The following is a 21229-nucleotide window of genomic DNA, read 5'->3' on the forward strand; positions in this document are numbered from 1 at the left end:
TCCTACATCCTGAACACGCCGAATCGCGTCGGCTCTATGGGCGCATTGAGCGCCGCCGAAAGGCCCAGCCCCAGCACGCGGCGCGTATCCGCTGGGTCGATCACGCCGTCGTCCCACAGGCGCGCCGAGGCGTAATAGGGATGGCCCTGCGCCTCATAGGTCTCCAGCAGCGGGGCCTTGAAGGCGGCCTCCTCTTCGGCGCTCCAGGTGCCGCCCTTCGCCTCGATACCGTCGCGGCGCACGGTGGCCAGCACATTGGCCGCCTGTTCGCCCCCCATGACCGAGATGCGCGCATTGGGCCACATCCACAGGAAACGCGGATCGAAGGCGCGCCCGCACATGCCGTAATTGCCTGCCCCGTAGGAGCCACCGAAAACAAGGGTTAGTTTGGGCACATTGGCGCAGGCTACCGCCGTCACCATCTTGGCCCCATGCCGCGCAATACCTTCGTTTTCGTACTTGCGCCCCACCATGAAGCCGGTAATATTTTGCAGAAAAATCAGCGGAATATTGCGCTGGCAGCACAGTTCGACGAAGTGCGCGCCCTTTTGCGCGCTCTCGGAAAACAGCACGCCATTATTGGCGACAATGCCGACCGGATGGCCGTACAGGTGCGCAAACCCGCAGACGAGGGTTTCGCCGTACAGTGCCTTGAACTCATCAAATTCCGAGCCATCGACGAGGCGCGCGATGATTTCGCGCACATCAATGGGGATGCGCTTATCGACCGGGATCAGGCCGTAAAGTTCGCGCGCCTCATACAGCGGTTCAATGCTGTCGCGCACCTTCAGCGACGCCGGTTTTGTGCGGTTGAGATTGCGCACAATGCGGCGCGCCATCGCAAGCGCTTCGGCGTCGTTGGCGGCCAGATGATCGACCACGCCGGACACGCGCGCATGGACATCGCCACCGCCCAAATCTTCGGCTGAGACGACTTCGCCCGTCGCCGCCTTGACCAGCGGCGGGCCGCCCAGAAAAATGGTCCCCTGACGGCGCACAATGATGCTTTCGTCCGACATGGCCGGCACATAGGCCCCGCCGGCGGTGCACGAGCCCATCACTACGGCGATCTGCGGGATGCCTCTGGCCGACATCTGCGCCTGATTGAAGAAGATGCGGCCGAAATCGTCCTTGTCCGGAAAGACCTCGTCCTGATTGGGCAGGTTGGCCCCACCGGAGTCCACGAGATAGACGCACGGCAGGTGGTTCATCTGCGCCACCTCCTGCGCCCGCAGGTGCTTTTTGACCGTCAGCGGATAGTAGGTGCCGCCCTTCACCGTCGCGTCATTGCACACCACCACGCATTCGGTGTTCTCGATGCGCCCAATGCCGGTGATGATCCCGGCGGCGGGCACCACGTCCTCATAGACGCCGTGCGCCGCCAGAGCCGACAGCTCCAGAAACGGCGAACCGGGATCGAGCAAAGCATCAACCCGTTGGCGCGGCAGCAGTTTCCCGCGCGACACATGCTTTTGCCGCGCGCTGTCTGAGCCGCCTTCGGCAATGCGCGCGGTCAGGGCGCGCAGATCATCGACCAGCCCCTGCATATGGGCGCTGTTGGCGGTGAAATCGGCGCTGTTGGTGTCGATCTGGCTGGTGAGGCGCATGGGACGTTTCAAACTTTTGTTTTGTCGCGATGTTTTTCGCAAAAAACCGCAAACACTTTTTTGCACATCGCTTTGAAAGGGAAATCTACACCGCGCTTGATCATTGGAAAAATTGATAATAAAAATAGAATGAATAGATGATGCCTATGAAACTCCTCCCCTGCGCAGCGGGGGAGGGGGACCGCGAAGCGGTGGAGGGGGCGGGTTTTGCCCCATGCCCCCTCCGTCTCGCCGCGCTGCGCTGGCTCGACATCTCCCCCGCTGCGCAGGGGAGGGAGGGAGATTGAATGGAACCCTATCTTCTTCGCTATTTTCTGGCCGTGGTCGAAACGGGCTCCTTTACCCGTGCCGCCGAAGCCTGCCTGATCACCCAGCCGTCGCTTTCCTCCGGGATCAAACGCCTTGAGGAACAGCTCGGCGTCACCCTGTTTATCCGCAACAACAAGCGGGTGTTTCTGACCACGGCGGGGACGCGCTTTTTGCCGCGCGCCAAGACCATTCTGCACGAATGTAATGTGGCGCTGGCCGAACTGGCGCAAACCGAACAGGCGCGTGTCCTGCGAATTGGTGTGTTGCAGACCCTGTCCGGGGCCTGGGTGGCGGGGCTCCTCAAAGGCTTTCGTGACGCCGGTCTGACCGAAGAGATGGGCGGCCGTTTCGACCTGTTCGAAGGTACCGAGCAGGAGATCTTAAACCGCTTTGACGAGCGGGGGATAGATTACGCCCTGTCGATCCGCCGCGTCGAAGACGACAGCTCGGTGCCGCTTTATACCGAGCCCTATGTGCTGGCCCTGCCCGCCGACCATGCTTTGGCCGGGGCGGCGCAGGTGCGCGGCGAAGACCTCTCGGATCAGCCGATGATCGTGCGTTCGCGCTGCGAGGTCCTGTCCGAAACCAGCCGCTATTTCACCGACCGTAATGTGCGCCCGCCTCTGGCCTATCGCACGGCGAATGACGAGCGGGCGCTGCGCATGGTGGCCGCCGGTATCGGCGCGACCGTGGTGCCGCAAAGCCATGCGGCGCAAGGGGTGGTAACCACCACGCTGCACGGCTTTACCCATAGCCGCACCGTGGCCCTGTTCCGCCCGCGCCATGCCCTGCCGGACCATCTGACGGCCATGGGGGCCGCATTTGAGCGCTATCTTGTTACCTCTCCCAAGCCTCACTCGCCGCGCGATACCTGATCCAGCGTTTTCGCGGGCGTGATGGCCTGCGGGTCGATCAGGCAGTGCAGGATGGCCGGTTTGCCGGACGCCTGCGCCCGTTCAAAGGCCGGAGCAAACTCCGCCGTGGTGCGCACGGTTTCACCATGCCCGCCAAAGGCCTTGGCGTATGCGGCAAAGTCCGGATTCTTCAACTCCGTCCCGATCGGGCGGTACGGATATTCGCGCGCCTGATGCATACGGATCGTGCCCCACATGCCATTGTCGATAACGATGATGATCAGCGGGATATCGTACTGCACAGCGGTGGCGAATTCATTGCCGTTCATCAGAAAGCAGCCGTCGCCGGCAAAGGTCACGACCGGCGCGTCGGGGCATTGACGCTTGGCCATGATGCCCGCCGGGACCGAATAGCCGACGCTGCCCGATGTCGGTGCCACCTGCGTAAAGGGCCGCTCGTGCCGCCAGTAGCGGTGCACCCAGATGGCGTAATTGCCCGCCCCATTGGTGATGATGGTCTCCGGCGGCAGGTGCTCGCGCAGCCACACCATCACCTCGCCATACTGAAAATCACCGGGGATGGGCAAAGGCGTGGTCGTCCATTTCAGCCAGTCCTGATGCGCCGCCGCGCCCCTGCTGATCTGCGGCGATGGGGCTTCATCAATCCACGACAAGGCCCTGGCAAACTGATCCGGCGTGCTGACGGTCCCCAGAGCGGGCGCATAGACCCGCCCGATTTCCTCGGCCTGCGGGAAGATGTGCACCAGCTTTTGCCCGCCGATCAGCGTGTAGCCATTCGACGGCACCTCGGCCATGCGCGCGCCCAGCAGGATCAGCAGATCGGCCGCCTTCACCCGCTGCGACAGGGCCGGATTCTGCCCGAAGCCGAGATCACCCGCATAGCAGGGGTGGTGCGCCGGAAACAGCGACGTCCGGCGAAACTCGGTCGCCACGGGGATGTCGTAGCGCGCCGCAAAATCGGCCACCGCCGCGCAGCCTTCGGCCGTCCAGCGCGATCCGCCAAGGATCATCAGCGGACGCTCCGCCACCTTTATCGCTTGCGCAAACGCCGTCATATCCGCGCGTGTTGGTGCGGCCTCCACCGCCTCGACCGGCGGCGCATCGGCGACCTCGACCCCCTCGGTCAGGATGTCTTCGGGTAGCGAAATCACCACCGGACCGGGGCGGCCCTGCATGGCCACGCGAAAGGCGCGGGCGATAATTTCCGGGATGCGCTTAGGGTCAGAAATTTCCACCACCCATTTGGCGATGCCGCCAAAGGCCGCCACGTAATTCAGCTCCTGAAACGCGCCGCGGCCCAGAAAAGCGCGTTCGACCTGCCCCACAAACAGGATCATCGGCGTGGAATCATGCTGCGCAATATGCACGCCGTGCGCCGCATTGGTCGCCCCCGGGCCGCGCGTCACAAAGCAGATACCGGGTCGCCCGGTGAGCTTGCCATAGGCTTCGGCCATCATCGCCGCCCCGCCTTCGTGACGGCAGATCAGCACGTCGATGTCGGCATCATACATCGCATCCAGCGCCGCCAGATACGACTCCCCCGGCACGCAGGTCAGGCGCTCCACGCCATTGCGCGTCAGTTGATCGACCAGTACCTGTCCGCCGGTTCTCATGCTTTGTCCTCACGTTTCGGCGACGGCGTTTCTGCCGTCATCCGCACGCCGTCGATCACTATGGGCGAGGCGACGCCCGGCACGCCGTCGATCTCGATCCGCAGGCCGCGATGCACGATCTGCGGGTCGTTGAACACGTCTTCGATGCGATTGATCGGGCCCGCCGGAACGCCTGCACCTTCCAGCGCCGTCAGAAGCTCTGCGCGCGTCATATTGCGCAAAAACGGCTCCAGTTCGGCCACCAGTTGATGCCGCGCCGCCACACGCCCGGCATTGGTGGCATAGGCCGGGTTTTGCGCGACGTAGTCGGCTTCCAGCACCTCGCAGAAGCGCAAAAACTGATGGTCATTGCCCACCGCGACGATGACGTGGCCGTCCTTCACCGCAAAGACCTGATAGGGGGCAATGTTCGGATGCGCATTGCCGAGCCGCGTCGGCGACACACCGGACGCCAGATAGTTCATCGCCTGATTGGCCAGCATGGCCGTGGCCACATCAAACAGGGCCATGTCGATATGACAGCCCTGCCCCGTCGCGTCACGCTGCCGCAAAGCCGCCAGCACCGCGGTTGAGGTGTAGACGCCGGTGAACAGGTCGACCACCGCCACGCCTACCTTTTGCGGCTCACCATCCGGGTCGCCGGTAATGTCCATCAGGCCCGACATGCCCTGCAGGATGTAGTCATAGCCGGCGCGCTGCGCATAGGGTCCGTCCTGCCCGAAGCCGGTAATCGACACATAGATCAGACGCGGATTGACGGTTTTCAGGGTGTCGTAATCGAGGCCGTAGGGGCGCAGGCCGCCAACCTTGAAATTCTCGATCAGCACGTCGGACTCGCGCGCCAGATCCCGGATGGCCGCCTGACCTTCGGGTGTGGTGATGTCGATGGCGACCGAGGCTTTGCCACGGTTACAGGCGTGGAAATAGGCCGCCGCGTCGCCGATAAAGGGCGGGCCCCAGCCGCGCGTATCATCGCCCGTGCCGGGGCGTTCGACCTTGACGACCGTGGCCCCCAGATCGGCCAGAATCTGACCGGCCCACGGCCCGGCCAGTATGCGCGCCAGTTCGAGGACTTTCAGTCCGGCAAGGGGTTTCACCTGAACAATCCTAAAAACCGAGATAGAAAAGTGTTTTGGGCAGTTGAATTGGACCAACTGCCGTCTGTGTTGCGAACAGATTTCTGGCCAGCAATCTCCACGGCTGTTCCAGCACCATGGTCGACGAACTCGACCAACTCCGGCGCAAACCACAATGCCTCTGATGCGTCTTCAAAATAGACATTGACCGCGTTGTCTTTGGGAGATTGGCCAATCATTTCGATTCCAGTGACCGAAGGCGTGGTTATCCCATAAACCTGTCCATTTTTCCCAGCCACGCCGAGCTTAATTGTCTCGGGTGTTGAGGCAATTCGAACGTTATCGCCAAAAGATATAGTCGGGCTTTCATCCATCAAAAAAACGCCTGTAAACCCGTCTGCGCGCGACCGAGGATCAGGGCGTGGACATCGTGCGTGCCCTCATAGGTATTGACCGTCTCCAGGTTCTGGGCATGGCGCATGACGTGGTATTCCTCGTGTATCCCATTACCACCGTGCATGTCGCGGGCCATGCGCGCAATATCGAGCGCCTTGCCGCAATTATTGCGCTTGATCAGGCTGATCATTTCCGGCTGTACCTGCCCGGCGTCGAACAACTGCCCGACGCGCAGAGACGCCTGAAGCCCGAGCGTGATCTCCGTCTGCATGTCGGCCAGCTTTTTCTGGAACAGTTGCGTCTGCGCCAGAGGCCGCCCGAACTGCTGCCGGTCGAGGCCGTATTGCCGTGCGCGGTGCCAGCAGTCTTCGGCCGCCCCCATCACGCCCCAGCTAATGCCATAGCGCGCCCGGTTGAGACAGCCGAACGGCCCTTTCAGCCCCTCGACATGGGGCAGCAGGGCGTCTTCACCGACCTCGACATTGTCCATCACGATCTCGCCGGTAATGGAGGCGCGCAGACTGAGTTTTCCGTGGATTTTGGGCGCACTGAGGCCGGCCATCCCCTTATCCAGCACGAAGCCGCGAATGACGCCCTCAAGCTTGGCCCACACCACGAACACATCGGCAATCGGCGAATTGGAAATCCACATCTTGCTGCCATTGAGCACATAGCCACCCTCGGTTTGGCGCGCCGTCGTGCGCATAGACGCCGGGTCGGAACCGGCATCCGGCTCGGTCAGGCCGAAGCAGCCGATCCATTCGCCCGACGCCAGTTTCGGCAGGTATTTTTGCCTCTGCGCTTCCGAGCCATAGGCATGGATCGGATACATGACCAGTGAGGATTGCACGCTCATCATCGACCGATAGCCCGAGTCCACTCGCTCGACTTCGCGCGCGATCAGGCCATAGGCAACATACGACGCCCCTGCCCCGCCATAGGTTTCCGGCAGGGTCGCGCCCAGCAAGCCGCGCTCACCCATTTCGCGGAAAATGGCCGGGTCGGTCTGCTCCTCGGCATAGGCTTTCAGCACGCGCGGCAGAAGCTGCGACTGCGCGTAGTCGTGCGCCGCGTCGCGGATCAGGCGCTCCTCGTCGGACAGTTGCGCGTCGAGAAGAAACGGATCGGACCAATCGAACTTAGACATCGAACTTCACCCCCTGAGCCAGAGGCAGGCTGCGGCCATAGTTGATGGTGTTGGTGGCGCGGCGCATATAGGCTTTCCATGAATCCGATCCGGATTCACGCCCGCCGCCGGTTTCTTTTTCGCCGCCAAACGCCCCGCCGATTTCCGCGCCCGACGGCCCGATATTGACATTGGCGATGCCGCAATCCGACCCGGCGGCGGAGACAAACAGCTCGGCCTCGCGGATGTCATTGGTGAAGATCGAGGACGACAGACCCGCGCCGACGGCATTCTGCATCGCGATGGCGTCTTCTATATTTCCATACTTCATGACATACAGAATGGGCGCAAAGGTTTCCCGCAGCACCGGCCCCGCATGGGCGTCCATTTCGACAATGGCCGGCCGCACATAATAGCTGTCCTTACCGTTCACATCGACGCGCGCCCCGCCGGTGACCTGACCGCCGACACTGCGGGCTTCGTCCAGAGCCTTTTCAAACAAACCAAAGGCCTGCGCGTCAATCAGCGGCCCGATCAGCGTGCCCGCTTCCAGCGGATGACCGACCTTCACCGAGGCATAGGCCTGTTTCAGGCGCGGCACGAAGGTGTCGTAAAGGCTTTCGTGCACGAACAGGCGGCGCAACGTCGTGCAGCGCTGACCCGCCGTGCCCATAGCCGCAAAGGCCACACCGCGCAAAGCCAGATCGAGGTCCGCCGACGGCGCGATAATGGCGGCATTATTGCCCCCCAGTTCCAGCAGGGCCCGCGCAAAACGGGCGGCCAGCTTTGGCCCGACCGCACGCCCCATAGCGGTCGAACCGGTGGCCGAGACCAGCGGCACCTTCTCATGTTCGACCAGCGCTTCGCCGATCTCTTTACCGCCGATCAGCAGGGCCGACAGGCCTTCGGGCACGTCGTATCCGGCGGCCCTATAGGCGGCGACGGCGCGCGCAAACAGGGCATGGGTGGCCAGCGCCGTCAGCGGCGTCTTTTCCGACGGCTTCCACACAATGGCGTCACCGCACACGAGCGCCAGACAGGCATTCCACGCCCACACGGCGACCGGGAAGTTGAAGGCCGAAATGATGCCGACCACGCCCAGCGGATGCCAAGTTTCCATCATGCGGTGTTCCGCGCGCTCGGTGGCGATGGTCAGGCCGTACAGTTGCCGCGACAGGCCGACCGCGAAGTCGCAAATGTCGATCATCTCCTGCACTTCGCCGAGGCCTTCGGACGTGACCTTACCCGCTTCGATCGACACCAGCCTGCCGAGAGCGTCCTTGTGGGCACGCAATTCTTCGCCGAACAGACGCACCAGTTCGCCGCGCTTGGGTGCCGGGATCAGACGCCATTTGAGAAACGCCTCATGTGCGGCGTCGATGCGCACCTTCGCCTGATCAACCGAGGTTTCGACCACCTCCCCGATCCGTTCGCCGGTATTGGGCGAATGGACCTTCAAGGTCCCGCCCGTATGGCCGCCGGTGACGCCCAGAGACTCCAGCAAAATACGTGTATCCGCGCTCATTTGTCTTCCCTTTTCATCCGCCCGTGCCTCAGGCGCGGATGCTTAAAACCTGTGTTCCACCGCGTGCAGCACCGCCGCACCGGCCTCGTAATAAACCTCTTTGGCCGCCCGGTGCTTCGCCTCTTGCGGCGGCGTCACCGGCAGCGGCAAATCGTCTTCGGACAGCTTACCCAGCACGTGTTCGGCCAGAATCCGACCCATCACCGTGCCCGGCGCAATGCCCCGGCCATTATAGCCCGACACCCCCATTACGCCGTCGGCAAATCGATGGAAGCGCGGCAGGTTATCGTCGGTCATGCCGATCCAGCCATACCATTCGTGTTCAAACCCTATCCCTTTAAGCGCCGGGAACAGCCGCGTCATGGCGCGTTGCCCCCAGCCGCTGTGCACGCCCTGCGCCGGCCCGCGCAAGGCCCCGACGCTGCCGAAGACCAGCCGCCCGGCGGCATCCCTGCGGAAAGACGACAACACCTCCGCCGTATCCCACGCCCCCTGCCCTTCCGGCAAAATGCTGCGCAAAATATCGTCTGGCAAGGGTGGGGTGGCGCAGTTGAAATAGGGCAGCCAGACCTGCGCCTTGCGGATAATCTCCCACGGTCCTTTCGTATAGGCATCGGTGGCCATGATCACCTTCGGCGCCGTCACCGAACCGCCCCGCGTCGCCACGCGCCACTGATCACCAAAAGCCTCCAGCGCTTCGACCGGGCTTTCGCTGCGGATATCGACGCCTGCCGCCACCGCCGCCGTGGCCAGACCGCGCACATAGGCCAGCGGCTGGATCACCCCGGCGCGGCGGTCCAGCAAGGCCATCGGATAGGCGTCTGTGCCGACCATCCGTTGCGTATCGGCGGCATCCAGCAGGCGCACATCGGCCCCGCGCGCCTGCCATTGCTGCGCCCGGTCACGCAGTTCGCGCACCCCCGCTTCGCCCACGGCGCAATGCAGCGTCCCTTCGCGCCTGAGTTCGCAGGCGATATTGTGGTTATCGACGCGCGCAAAAACCTCCGCCGGGCCGTTGCCCAGCACCTGCAACAGCCGCTCGCCGTGCACCGGCCCCAGCACGTTGGGCAGTTCGTCGGGCATCACCCACATACCGGCATTGACCAGCCCGACATTGCGCCCGGCCCCGCCAAAGCCGATCTCACGCGCCTCGATCACCACCACCTTCGCCCCGGCTTCGGCCAAGGTCAGGGCCGCCGACAGGCCGGTATAGCCCGCCCCGACCACCGCCACATCGGCGCGCAGATCACCGCTCAGCGCTACGGTCAGCGGCGCAGCGGGGGCCGTGGCGGCCCACAGTCCGTGGGTAAGGGGCTCAAGCGCAGGGGCCAAGGGTTCATTCTCTTGCGTAATGGCTAAACCGGTTGTACCGTGCCCGAAGGGCCTCAACAAGGGCCATTTTGACAAGACTTCATTCCGAAACCGAATATGCGCTCACCTCGCCGCTTCCTCCCGTCCCTGTCGCTTCTGGCCGCGTTTGAAGCCACGGCGCGGCTCGGTTCGGTCACTGCTGCCGCACGCGAACTGAACCTGACCCAAAGCGCCGTCAGCCGTCAGATCGCCGCCCTAGAGGCCCAGTTGGAGGTCGAACTGTTCCACCGCGAACGCCAGACCGTGCGCCTGACCGCAGGCGGTGAGGCCTATGCGCGTGAGGTGCGCGAAGCGTTGAAAATCATCTCGTCGGCCTCGCTCAGCTTGCGCGCCAATCCGCACGGCGGGACGCTGAAACTGGCCATACTGCCGACCTTTGGCACGCGCTGGCTGGCCCCGCGCCTGCCCGATTTTTTGCGCAATAATTCCGGCATTCAGGTCAATCTGATCACGCGCATCGGCGTCTTCGATTTCCGCAGCGAAGGGCTTGATGCCGCCATACATTTCGGCCGCCCCGACTGGCCCGGCGCGGAAAGCGCGCTGTTGCGGCCCGAAGTGGTCATCCCGGCCTGCGCACCGGAGCTTAAGGTGCAGTATGGCTTTGCCGCGCCCGCCGATCTGCGTCAGGCGCCTTTGCTGCACCTGACCTCGCGCCCCGACGCCTGGGAAAACTGGCTGGAGGCGCACGGCGCGCCCGCCGACCATGTGCACGGCATGTTGTTCGATCAGTTTGCCACCGTGGCTCAGGTGGCGCGTTCGGGTCTGGGGATCGCGCTATTGCCGCAGTTTCTGGCCGAAGAGGAATTTGCCTCCGGCGCACTGGTCCCGGCGCTGGAGGCCCCACTTACGACCGGTGAGGCCTATTATCTCGTCTGGCCCTCTGAGCGTGGCAATCACCCGCCGCTCAAGGCCTTTCGCGACTGGCTGCTGAAAGAAACGGCTATATACAGATAGGAAACCCCATGCGCCTGATCACCGCCGAAGACCTCAAAACCGCCCTGCCCTATGCGCGGCTGGTGCGCGAATTGCCGGCACGGTTGCGGGCCGGGGCGCAAACGCCACAAAGGCCGGTCTTCGATCTGGGGCACGACGCCTCGCTGCTGCTGATGCCGGCGTGGTCTGAGCGTCTGGGCGGGGTCAAGATCGTGCACGTGACGCCCGACAATGCGGCGCGCCACCTGCCGTGCGTGGCGGCCTCCTATCTGGTGTTTGACGGTGAAACGCACCGGCATCTGGCCCTGATCGACGGCGAGGAACTGACGGCTCGACGCACCGCAGCCGTGGCCGCCGTGGCGATGGACCGCTTGGCCAAACCTAAGGCACGCCGCCTGCTGCTGATCGGCTCAGGACGCATCGCCTCGGAGATACCTTTTGCCTTCCGTGCCGTGCGCGCAATCGATAGCGTCTCGGTTTTCAGCCCGACCCGCGCCCATGCCGCAGCCCTTGTGGCGCGCCTGACGCAGGCCGGGTTTGACGCTTCGGTGTGCGAAGATATGGCGTCGCAAATCCCGCACGCGGACCTGATCGCCTGCGCCACCTTGAGCCGCACGCCGTGGATCGAAGGCCACCGCCTCAGCGATCAGCACGTATCGCTGATCGGCGGTTTTGCGCCGGACATGCGCGAAGCCGACGCCGAAACCTTGCGCCGCGCCTGCGTGTATATTGACACCCCGGCGGCCCTTTCGACGGCGGGTGATCTGAGCGGCCTTACGCTTAAGGATATTCGCGGCACCCTGCACGACCTGTGCGACCCGGCCGTTGCGCCACACAGCGGCCTCAGCGTCTTCAAAAGCGTCGGCGAAGCGGCGCAGGACCTCGCGACGGCTGAGGTGCTGTTGAGGTCTTGAGAGGAACCACAGATTTCACAGATGACACAGATTAAGGGTGTCGATGAGCACCCATTCGCCCCTATGACTAAAGGCGCGAAGCGCCAATCTGTGAAATCTGTGAAATCTGTGGTTCTCTCTCTTCCCCAGTACGTCGGGGGATAGCTTCAACGCAGGGCCGAGAAACAGGCTTCACACCCGCGCAAACCCCGCCTAGTCTCGCTTCAAACGGAGACACGCGCATGGGCTTTCTGGCCAGTCTGTTCAAATCCAAACGGTCCGAGATTCACGACCTGCCCGACCGGCGGCTGATGACCGACGCCTATCTCCCCGCCTTTGCCGCGCTGAAAGGCCGCCTGCTGTTTGTCGGCTGCCGCGGCTATAATCGCGGCTATTACCGCCTTCTGGAACAGCATGGGGCCGAAGCCTGGACCACCGACATAGACCCGCGCTCGGCCCGCTTTGGCCACAAAACGCGCCACCGCACGGGCGATATCTGCGACGCCGATAGCCTGTTTGCCGACCTGCGTTTCGACGGCATCGTATGCAATGGCGTTCTGGGCTATGGCGTCGATTCCGAAGCCCAGCAAGTGCGCGCCCTCAACGCTCTGGCGGCGATCATGCCCCCCGGCGGGCACCTTCTGATCGGCTGGAATACGGACAAGATCAGCGACCCCATCGCAGCGGGCCTGACCACCGCCCACTTCACCCCGGCCCCCTTCGCCGACCAGCCGTCGCGCGTGCGCTTCGACGCCGTGACGCACGTGTATGACCATCTGGTGCGGAACTAGAGGCGGTCCCTCACGCGATCGCCGACAGCCCCTTGCGCTCCACCAGAGACAGCAGCTTGAGCGACGGCCCCGCCGGTTGCTTCTGGCCGCGTTCCCACTGACTGACCGAGTCTTTTGAGACGTTCAGATAGGCCGCAAAGATCGTCTGGCTGACCTGCTCGCGTTCGCGCAGCTTGCGGATGTCCTCAGCCGTAAATTCATGGATGGGCGTAAGACAGCTCTCATCAAAATGACGCATGGTTGCCTTGTCGATCAGACCGACCTCATGCAGATCGCTCGCCAGTTCATGCAGGCTGGCCGAAACGTCGCTCTTATAGGTCTTGGTCATGGCTTGATCTCCGTAAACTTACCCGTCCTCAGCAACATCTCTATCTGCGCGTCCGTCGCCCCCAGCAGCACGGAGCCAGCTTCCTGAACCTGTCCAGTTCGTCGCGCTCAATATTCGCCTGACAATTCGCGACGGGCGTCGGCCATGTAGGAAGTTCCGGAACGCGCCTCGAAAAAGGTCATATAGGCGTCTATTTCAGTTTCAAGGGTTTGGTCGCCGCAGACACTTGCTGTCGCTCGAAAAGAAAGCAGCCCGCGATAATGCTGGTTCCAAAAATCCTCTTCATGCTCTCGAACACGGTGCGTTCCAAGTAAACCCTGTAGCAAAAATGTGCAGTCATTACCTTCACACATCTCCATAACAAACGGCGCTGCTGCATGTACAAACCCTGAATAGGCTTGGTGGAGAATGGCCGCGGCTCTCTCGCCTTGTTGTGTACTGCTTTTTGTCCGCTTTTCGATGTAAGCTCGAATCTGTCCGCGCGGAATGTGGTAGCGGCCCTTAGACTGCTCCATTATAGGCACGCCTTCTTCAAACTCTTCGGCCCAAAATCGTTTCAAATAATCCTTTCGTAGCCCGCGTCCCTCACCGGTCGCAGGCGGTTCAAATAGAAGAAATAAAATGTCTTCGTGAATTTCATCAAGTGTTCGCTGCAAAACCGCTAGCTCTTGAACATAACCATTTTGTAAAAGCAAATCACCGGCGTTGAGGCCGCTGATATATCGGGCCAGTTTGAGAAGCACCGCTTGCTGGACTGTTTCTTCTTGATAGCGGCGCGCGTATCCGCCTTGAATGACTTTTTCAATAGGTCGAGGAGTCTGCTGCTCTAGTCGCCTAAAGGCACTATGCATAACAGCCACCGCGTTACGATAAAGATCGCGCATTCTCTCCAACCCCTGTTCATACTTGAGATTAGCGCAATTCGGGCACTTACAGCAAACAAGAGCATAAGGGCGGGGCACTTATACCCTTTTCGACAAACTTCGAGGAAAGGGAAGCTAAATATGATCCTCGACGTATTCAAATTTAAAGAGATTGGAGCGGGTGAAGGGAATCGAACCCTCGTATTCAGCTTGGGAAGCTGCTGCTCTACCATTGAGCTACACCCGCGTCTGAGGCGAACGAGGCCTGCATTTGCGTCCCGCTCTAATGCCTCAGCGGGCCCGTCCCTGTCAACACGAACCCTGCCCCGCCGCCATTTGTTCCACAGGGCGGCCGCGCGACTCAACTTCCGCAGGGGATAAATAGCCGATACCCCAAAATCTGTGGATCACCCCTGTGGAAAGGCGCGATTTTCCACAGCGAAACACTAGATATAGATTGTTGTGGACATCCCCCAACAGGCGAAACACTAGATATTGCGGTTTTTAACTTTTTGTTTACGATTAGCGGTAGGGAGGCCGGTTTTATCGTAATCGGCGAATCCATATCTAGTGCTGAGGCTTGACGGGTGCGCCCGTCATTTAGGGGACGGAGGCTTGACCATGAGCTGGACAGACGAACGGGTCGAAACGCTGAAAAAGCTGTGGCAGGAAGGCCATTCCGCCAGTCAGATCGCCAAGACCCTGGGCGGCGTGACGCGCAATGCCGTCATCGGTAAGGTGCACCGTCTCGGCTTGTCGGGTCGTGCGGCCCCGTCGCAACCGGCCCGTCCGCTGTATAAGCCGGCCAAGCCGCCGCGTCCCGCTGCTCAGGCCCAGCCCGCACCGCAACCGGCCCCGCGCCGCGTCTCGGTTGAACCCGCGCCGCGCCCCGTGGCTCAGGTGCCGGCCGTACCGGTGATCGAAGGTCCGGGCACAGCCACGGTCCTGACTCTGGGGTCCAAGATGTGCAAGTGGCCGATCGGTGATCCGTCGTCGGACGAATTCACCTTCTGCGGCCGCCGCGCCGCCGACGGCATCCCCTACTGCGTCGAACATTCGCGCGTCGCCTATCAGCCGCAGCAAAAGAAGAAGAAGGATACCGGCACCGAGCTGTCGCGGTCGCTGCGCCGCTATCTATAACGCGCTTCCTTTAAATTTCTCACGGCCCGCTTCCCCCCGGAGGCGGGCCGTTTGCGTTTCTGCGCCTGTCGCCCTTCCCCCTCTCGCCGCTTGCTGTTAGCCTTAGCGCATGACGACGATTTACGATGTGTCCCGCCTGGCCGGGGTTTCGGCCAAGACCGTGTCGCGGGTGCTCAATGAGCCCGACCGGGTCAGGCCGGAGACGCGCGCTCAGGTGCAGGCGGCCATGAAGGCGCTGGACTACACCCCCAACCCTTCCGCGCGGCAGTTGCGGCTGGGTGGGGCCAGTTCGCTGGGCCTGCTGCTCGAAGACCCGGTGTCGGGCTATCTCAGCCGTTTTCATCACGCATTACTGACCGCCTGTATGGAGGCGGGCAAGCACATCAGCGTCGAGCTGTTCGACATGCAGCCCGGCTGGGCCGAGCGGTTGGATCGCTTTCTCGACGAAGGTCGGGTGCGCGACCTGATCCTCTTGCCGCCCCTGTGCGATTTTGCGCCGTTAAAGGCGCATCTGCGCCAACGCGAAGCGCGCGCCGTGCTGATCGCGCCTTCGGTCTTCGATCCGCACTTTCCGTCGGTCGTCATGGACGACCGCGCCGCCGCGCGTGAGGTGATCGAGCACCTGTTTGCCCTGGGGCACCGCCGCATCGGCCACATCAGCGGCCACCCGGACCATTCGGCCGCCATCCTGCGCCGTCAGGGCCTGTTTGAAGCCTATGATGCCGCAGGTCTGCCGCGCCCGGAGCCCGACCTGCTGGTCGCCGGTGATTTTCAGTTCCGCAAGGGGATCGAGGCCGCCGAAGCCCTGTTGTCCTTGCCACAGCCGCCCACGGCCATCTTTGCCGCCAATGACGAAACCGCAGCCGCGGTCAGCGTCGCGGCCCACAAACGCGGTTTGAGCATCCCCGGCGAACTGTCGGTCATCGGCTTTGACGACGCGCCCATCGCCGCCGCCGTGTGGCCGGCCCTGACCACCATCGCCCAGCCCTATCTCGACATGTCGCGCCGCGTCGTGCAGGCGCTCGACAACTGGGAGGCCAATTTCAGCAGCGGCACAGCGGCCACCTATATGACGGCCCACAGCCTGATCGTACGCGACTCCGCCGGTAAAGCCCCGAAATAACAGGACTTCATTACGCAAGGTTAACTGGACTTTCGACCTCGTTTCGTTTTTTATTTGAATTGTAAGACAATTCGAGAAATCGCGAACCAATGGCTTTCAGTTGCGAAAACCCTCTGGGACTGGAAGGGATCGCCTTCGTGGAGTTCGCCACGCATGACGCGGACGCGCAGGCCGATGCCTTTGAGCGGCTGGGCTTTGTCGAAACCGCGCGGCACGGCTGGCAAAATGTCGGCCTCCATCTTCAAGGGGCCATCCGCTTTGTGCTCAATGCCGAACCGTCCGGTTACGCCGCCGCCTTTGCGGCGCAGCACGGGCCGGGCGTGTGCGGTATGGGCTTACGTGTACGTGACGCTCAGCGCGCCCGACGACTGGCCCTGCAAAACGGCGCCGAAGCGGTCGAAGGCCAGCTCACCCCGTTTGCCGAAGACGTCCCGGCGCTGAGAGGCGTTGGCGGCACCCTGATCTACCTGATCGACGACACGCACCTGAGCGGGCACCTGTTCGACGGCTGGCGCGCCCTGCACAGGCCGCCCATCCAACAGGTGCAGGGCGCGGGTCTCATAGCGGTCGATCACCTCAATTACGCCCTGCGCAAGGGACAGATGCAGACCTGGGCCGATTTTTACGTGCGGGTGCTGGGCTTTGAATCGCAACGCTATTTCGACCTCGACGCCCACGCCACAGGCATGGAGACGCAGGCCCTGATCTGCCCGCAGGGCCCCATCCGCATCCCGCTGAACGAGAGCCGCTCGGCCTACAGCGCCACCGAGGCCTTTCTGGAGGCCAATGGCGGCGAAGGCGTGCAGCATATCGCGCTGGAAACCTTCGATATTCACGCCACGGTCGAAGCCCTGCGCGCCCGCGGCGTGCGGTTTCAGGCCGTGCCTGAGCCCTATTATGACCTGATCGCGGCGCGCGTCCCGCACCACGAAGAAGACGTCGCGCGGCTGCGCCACAACGGCGTGCTGATCGACGGCAATGCGCGCCGCGAAGGTATTTTGCTACAGGCCTTCTGCGAAAGGGGCGTCGGTCAGCTCTTTTTCGAGATCATCCAGCGCAAAGGCCACACGGGCTTTGGCGGCGGCAATGTGCAGGCCCTGATGGAGGCCGCCGGACTGGACCAGATGCGCAAGGGGTTACTGAGGGTTTAGGACAGGCTCAGACGTTGTCATGGCTGCGGCGGATACACGATCACGCGAGCCATCGAAGATGGGAATGTCCTTCGGTTCAAGGCCCACTACATCATAAAGCCGAAACACCTCTGGACCAGCATCGCGCATATAATGCGCACGCAAGATCCCGAACTGCTGCACACCCTGCAGATGGGCTTCAAATATATCGAGAACGAGTCGTTCCAAATCACGTTCGGCGGGCTCTTTTCCGCACATCGCTCTAAAATCATTTCGATCTGGACAAGTGCTAGGCGGATTTGAAGCCTAAACGCATAAAGGCCTCCCGAAGGAGGCCTTTAATGCATTGTATTTACTGGAAAGTTGGGTGCGGGAGCCAGATTTGAACTGACGACCTTCAGGTTATGAGCCTGACGAGCTACCGGGCTGCTCCATCCCGCGGCACCTGGACTTTATCAGAGCGGAGAACAGCCCTGATTTTGGAGGGTTTTGTCTGTTCATCTGTTGATGACCAGACCGGGCGGCTCCATCCCGTGACACGTTTAACCAGAGGGGTGTCTGGTTAAGCAAAAGACCGGCCTGAGTTTTTGGACCGGTCTTTGTGTTGAGTGGTGTGCCTGAAGGGTTAATTACTTGTGTTTGATAGACCTGGCGGCGACCTACTCTCCCGCGCCTTAAGACGAAGTACCATTGGCCCAGGCAGGCTTAACGACCGAGTTCGGAATGGGATCGGGTGGGGACCGGCCGGCATAGCCACCAGGTCAATCGAACACAAGATATGGCTCTCACATCAAAGTGTCCTTGGCCTTGCCTGCGGTACTTTGATGTGGGAACAACATCGACAAAAACATCTCGGGGCGGCCCTTCGATATTTTTGGCTTTGTTAAGCGAGGACATTGAATGAAGAACGAGCACGGTGTTTTTGTATGCGCTAACGCTCTCGCTGTTTGAGCGCGCACGGTGCGTTTATTTGAGGGAACGATCAAGCCGATCGGATTATTAGTACTGGTTAGCTTCACTCCTCACGGAGCTTCCACACCCAGCCTATCAACGTGGTCGTCTACCACGATCCTCAGCGAGACCTTGTTTTGAGGTTAGTTTCCCGCTTAGATGCTTTCAGCGGTTATCTATTCCATACTTAGCTACCCTGCTGCGCGGCTGGCGCCACGACAGGTCCACCAGAGGTATGTCCATCCCGGTCCTCTCGTACTAGGGACAGATCCTCTCAAGTCTCGAACACCCACGGCAGATAGGGACCAAACTGTCTCACGACGTTCTGAACCCAGCTCACGTACCACTTTAAATGGCGAACAGCCATACCCTTGGGACCTGCTCCAGCCCCAGGATGTGATGAGCCGACATCGAGGTGCCAAACTTTGCCGTCGATATGGACTCTTGGGCAAAATCAGCCTGTTATCCCTAGAGTACCTTTTATCCGTTGAGCGATGGCCCTTCCACGCAGGACCACCGGATCACTATGGCCGACTTTCGTCTCTGCTCGACTTGTCAGTCTCGCAGTCAGGCGGGCTTATGCCATTGCACTCAGCGAACGATTTCCGACCGTTCTGAGCCCACCATCGCGCGCCTCCGTTACACTTTGGGAGGCGACCGCCCCAGTCAAACTACCCACCACGCCATGTCCCGGACCCGGATAGACGGGCCGCGGTTAGACGCCAACAGCAATAAGGGTGGTATTTCAAGGATGGCTCCACAGAGACTGGCGCCCCTGCTTCATAGCCTCCCACCTATCCTACACATGTTGCTGCTAACGCCAAGGCGAAGCTATAGTAAAGGTTCATAGGGTCTTTCCGTCTGACCGCGGGAACCCCGCATCTTCACGGGGAATTCAATTTCGCTGAGCCTATGCTGGAGACAGTGGGGAAGTCGTTACGCCATTCGTGCAGGTCGGAACTTACCCGACAAGGAATTTCGCTACCTTAGGACCGTTATAGTTACGGCCGCCGTTTACCGGGGCTTCAATTCGGAGCTTGCACCCCTCCTTTTAACCTTCCGGCACCGGGCAGGCGTCAGACCCTATACGTCGCTTTACAGCTTCGCAGAGCCCTGTGTTTTTGATAAACAGTCGCTACCCCCTGGCTTGTGCCACTCAGTCCTGCTTGCGCAAGGTGAGTCACGCTTATCCCGAAGTTACGCGTGTAATTTGCCGAGTTCCTTCAGCATAGTTCTCTCAAGCGCCTTGGTATGCTCTACCTGACCACCTGTGTCGGTTTCGGGTACAGTCTATGTATGAGTTATTTCCAGGGACAGCTTCGCTGCACGTACAATCCAATAAGCACGTACAACTTACACCATCCGTCACTTCATACTGGCTCCGGAATATTCACCGGATTCCCATCGACTACGCCTTTCGGCCTCGCCTTAGGGGCTGGCTAACCCTGCGCAGATTAGCTTTACGCAGGAACCCTTGGTCTTTCGGCGAGAGTGTCTCTCACACTCTTTATCGCTACTCATGTCAGCATTCTCACTTCCGATACCTCCAGCCAACCTCACGATTGACCTTCTCAGGCTTACGGAACGCTCCGCTACCGCTCACTTACGTGAACCCATATCTTCGGCGTATGGCTTGAGCCCCGTTACATTTTCCGCGCAGGATCGCTTGATCAGTGAGCTGTTACGCTTTCTTTAAAGGATGGCTGCTTCTAAGCCAACCTCCTGATTGTCAATGCAATCCCACATCGTTTCCCACTTAGCCATAACTTGGGGGCCTTAGATGATGGTTAGGGTTGTTTCCCTTTTCACGACGGACGTTAGCACCCGCCGTGTGTCTGCCGGACAGTTCTCTTGGGTATTCGGAGTTTGGTTAGAATTGGTACAGCTCGCGCCGCCCGCATCCATCCAGTGCTCTACCCCCCAAGGAATACATCCGACGCTCTACCTAAATAGATTTCGCGGAGAACCAGCTATGTCCAGGTTTGATTGGCCTTTCACCCCTATCCACAAGTCATCCGAGTCTTTTTCAACAGACACCGGTTCGGACCTCCAGTAGGTGTTACCCTACCTTCATCCTGCTCATGGATAGATCACCTGGTTTCGGGTCGTCATGCGACGAACTTAACGCTCTATTCAAACTCGCTTTCGCTACGCCTACACCTATCGGCTTAAGCTTGCTCGGCACATGAAGTCGCTGACCCATTATACAAAAGGTACGCCGTCACCCCGCTTGGGGGCTCCGACTGCTTGTAGGCTTCCAATTTCAGGTTCTGTTTCACTCCCCTTGTCGGGGTGCTTTTCACCTTTCCCTCACGGTACTTGTTCACTATCGGTCGCAGAGGAGTACTTAGGCTTGGAGGGTGGTCCCCCCATATTCAGACAGGATTTCACGTGTCCCGCCCTACTCGAGGATCTTGCTAGTTGACGCCTACGGGACTATCACCCGCTATGGTCAGCTTTTCCAAGCTGTTCGGCTTTATATCACAAGATCACTGGCCTGGTCCGATTTCGCTCGCCACTACTTTCGGAGTCTCGGTTGATGTCCTTTCCTCCGGGTACTGAGATGTTTCAGTTCCCCGGGTTCGCTTAATGAACCTATGTATTCAGTCCATTATACCTTTCAAACCACCAACTCATTTTAGTGCGAAGCACTAAAATGAGAGGGCAATCAAAGGTGGGTTTCCCCATTCAGAAATAACCGGATCAAAGGGTGCTAGCGCCTCCCCGGTTCTTATCGCAGCTTGCCACGTCTTTCTTCGCCTCTCTGCGCCAAGGCATCCGTTAGAAGCCCTTCAACGCTTGATCGTTCTCTCAACTAAACGCACCGACGACATCCGTCGTTGGCCGCGTTCGTTCTTGTTTCAGACGCTTCACTCACCGCCGCCCTTGGAAAGAGGGTATGGACGACAGTGGACTTAACATCGTGTCTCTTGGACACGACGCAAAGCGTCTAGTCAGACAATGTCTTCAGGTTCCCCTGTGGTCTATGAACCAGACCGGCGGGATAACCCTTCATTCACAATAAGAAGGTGGGTCAATCGACCCACACCCGTCAGACCAAAGGTTACCCTCATAATCCGACGAAACTCATTCGCATCGTAAGTCGTTCTCACTTCGCTCAACTCATCAAAGGAGCAGAAGTGGTGGAGCCAGACGGAGTCGAACCGACGACATCCTGC

16 protein-coding genes, 3 tRNA genes and 2 rRNA genes (1 of these 21 running past the window's edge) are annotated in these 21229 nt (G+C 60.7%); 7 read left to right on the forward strand and 14 right to left on the reverse strand.

Translation table 11 applies throughout. The features are described 5' to 3' along the window. Window positions 1–2 precede the first annotated feature (2 nt). Window positions 3–1607 (reverse strand): carboxyl transferase domain-containing protein, encoded by a 1605-nt coding sequence (locus EM6_RS07290; protein ID WP_126421476.1) that lies wholly within the window; start codon window positions 1605–1607, stop codon window positions 3–5. Between the two features lie 287 nt (window positions 1608–1894). Between EM6_RS07290 and EM6_RS07295 the strand changes: the two genes are divergently transcribed. Next, window positions 1895–2791, forward strand: a complete 897-nt coding sequence (locus EM6_RS07295; RefSeq protein ID WP_126421478.1) for a LysR family transcriptional regulator — start codon at window positions 1895–1897, stop codon at window positions 2789–2791. Here the strand turns inward: EM6_RS07295 and EM6_RS07300 are convergent. The 6 genes from EM6_RS07300 to EM6_RS07325 are packed head-to-tail and all read right to left on the reverse strand — an operon-like array spanning window position 2770 to window position 9859. Then, window positions 2770–4404, reverse strand: coding sequence for a thiamine pyrophosphate-binding protein (locus EM6_RS07300; RefSeq protein WP_126421481.1), 1635 nt, complete (start codon window positions 4402–4404; stop codon window positions 2770–2772). The genes EM6_RS07295 and EM6_RS07300 overlap by 22 nt on opposite strands. Then, entirely contained in the window at window positions 4401–5501 is a 1101-nt protein-coding gene (locus EM6_RS07305; RefSeq protein WP_126421483.1) for a CaiB/BaiF CoA transferase family protein, read from the reverse strand. The genes EM6_RS07300 and EM6_RS07305 overlap by 4 nt, the downstream gene beginning before the upstream one ends. Next, a complete protein-coding gene (locus EM6_RS07310) occupies window positions 5498–5854 on the reverse strand; it encodes a hypothetical protein (protein ID WP_126421485.1) in 357 nt (118 codons plus the stop codon). Before EM6_RS07310 ends, EM6_RS07305 begins: the two co-directional genes overlap by 4 nt. Continuing rightward, a complete protein-coding gene (locus tag EM6_RS07315; protein WP_126421487.1) occupies window positions 5854–7023 on the reverse strand; it encodes an acyl-CoA dehydrogenase in 1170 nt (389 codons plus the stop codon). The genes EM6_RS07310 and EM6_RS07315 overlap by 1 nt, the downstream gene beginning before the upstream one ends. Beyond that, window positions 7016–8527, reverse strand: a complete 1512-nt coding sequence (locus EM6_RS07320) for an aldehyde dehydrogenase family protein (protein WP_126421490.1) — start codon at window positions 8525–8527, stop codon at window positions 7016–7018. Before EM6_RS07320 ends, EM6_RS07315 begins: the two co-directional genes overlap by 8 nt. Window positions 8528–8569: 42 nt before the next feature. Next, window positions 8570–9859, reverse strand: a complete 1290-nt coding sequence (locus EM6_RS07325) for an NAD(P)/FAD-dependent oxidoreductase (protein WP_126421492.1) — start codon at window positions 9857–9859, stop codon at window positions 8570–8572. A 96-nt stretch (window positions 9860–9955) separates the two neighbouring features. Between EM6_RS07325 and EM6_RS07330 the strand changes: the two genes are divergently transcribed. From EM6_RS07330 to EM6_RS07340, 3 genes are all read left to right on the forward strand, one after another. Beyond that, the gene (locus tag EM6_RS07330) at window positions 9956–10852 is read left to right on the forward strand and encodes a LysR family transcriptional regulator (RefSeq protein ID WP_126421494.1); all 897 of its coding nucleotides are present in this window, start codon (window positions 9956–9958) and stop codon (window positions 10850–10852) included. Window positions 10853–10860: 8 nt separating this feature from the next. Beyond that, the gene (locus EM6_RS07335; RefSeq protein WP_126421496.1) at window positions 10861–11745 is read left to right on the forward strand and encodes a quinate 5-dehydrogenase; all 885 of its coding nucleotides are present in this window, start codon (window positions 10861–10863) and stop codon (window positions 11743–11745) included. Between the two features lie 221 nt (window positions 11746–11966). Next, on the forward strand, window positions 11967–12515 hold the full coding sequence (locus tag EM6_RS07340) for a class I SAM-dependent methyltransferase (RefSeq protein WP_126421503.1): 549 nt from the start codon (window positions 11967–11969) through the stop codon (window positions 12513–12515). 10 nt (window positions 12516–12525) lie between these two features. On the opposite strand, the gene EM6_RS07345 is transcribed toward EM6_RS07340, so the two are convergent. The 3 genes from EM6_RS07345 to EM6_RS07355 all read right to left on the reverse strand — a co-directional run bounded on the left by EM6_RS07345 (window position 12526) and on the right by EM6_RS07355 (window position 13953). Then, window positions 12526–12843 (reverse strand): helix-turn-helix domain-containing protein, encoded by a 318-nt coding sequence (locus EM6_RS07345; RefSeq protein ID WP_126421505.1) that lies wholly within the window; start codon window positions 12841–12843, stop codon window positions 12526–12528. A gap of 107 nt (window positions 12844–12950) precedes the next feature. Next, window positions 12951–13727 (reverse strand): hypothetical protein, encoded by a 777-nt coding sequence (locus EM6_RS07350; RefSeq protein ID WP_126421507.1) that lies wholly within the window; start codon window positions 13725–13727, stop codon window positions 12951–12953. A gap of 152 nt (window positions 13728–13879) precedes the next feature. Continuing rightward, window positions 13880–13953, reverse strand: a tRNA-Gly gene (locus EM6_RS07355). A 374-nt stretch (window positions 13954–14327) separates the two neighbouring features. Here EM6_RS07355 and EM6_RS07360 point away from each other — a divergent pair. The 3 genes from EM6_RS07360 (at window position 14328) to hppD (ending at window position 17120) form a co-directional block, all read left to right on the forward strand. Further along, entirely contained in the window at window positions 14328–14846 is a 519-nt protein-coding gene (locus tag EM6_RS07360; protein ID WP_126421509.1) for a GcrA family cell cycle regulator, read from the forward strand. Between the two features lie 109 nt (window positions 14847–14955). Beyond that, window positions 14956–15969, forward strand: coding sequence for a LacI family DNA-binding transcriptional regulator (locus tag EM6_RS07365; protein WP_126421511.1), 1014 nt, complete (start codon window positions 14956–14958; stop codon window positions 15967–15969). Window positions 15970–16058: 89 nt separating this feature from the next. Then, entirely contained in the window at window positions 16059–17120 is a 1062-nt protein-coding gene (gene hppD / locus EM6_RS07370) for a 4-hydroxyphenylpyruvate dioxygenase (RefSeq protein ID WP_126421513.1), read from the forward strand. Between the two features lie 343 nt (window positions 17121–17463). Here the strand turns inward: hppD and EM6_RS07380 are convergent. The 4 genes from EM6_RS07380 to EM6_RS07395 form a co-directional block, all read right to left on the reverse strand. After that, window positions 17464–17540 (reverse strand) — tRNA-Met (locus EM6_RS07380). A 205-nt stretch (window positions 17541–17745) separates the two neighbouring features. After that, window positions 17746–17860, reverse strand: a 5S ribosomal RNA gene (gene rrf / locus EM6_RS07385). A 217-nt stretch (window positions 17861–18077) separates the two neighbouring features. Beyond that, a 23S ribosomal RNA gene (locus EM6_RS07390) occupies window positions 18078–20855 on the reverse strand. Between the two features lie 336 nt (window positions 20856–21191). After that, window positions 21192–21229: transfer RNA gene (locus tag EM6_RS07395), tRNA-Ala, on the reverse strand; it runs 38 nt beyond the window's last position.

Source organism: Asticcacaulis excentricus (assembly GCF_003966695.1).
GTDB lineage: Bacteria > Pseudomonadota > Alphaproteobacteria > Caulobacterales > Caulobacteraceae > Asticcacaulis > Asticcacaulis excentricus_A.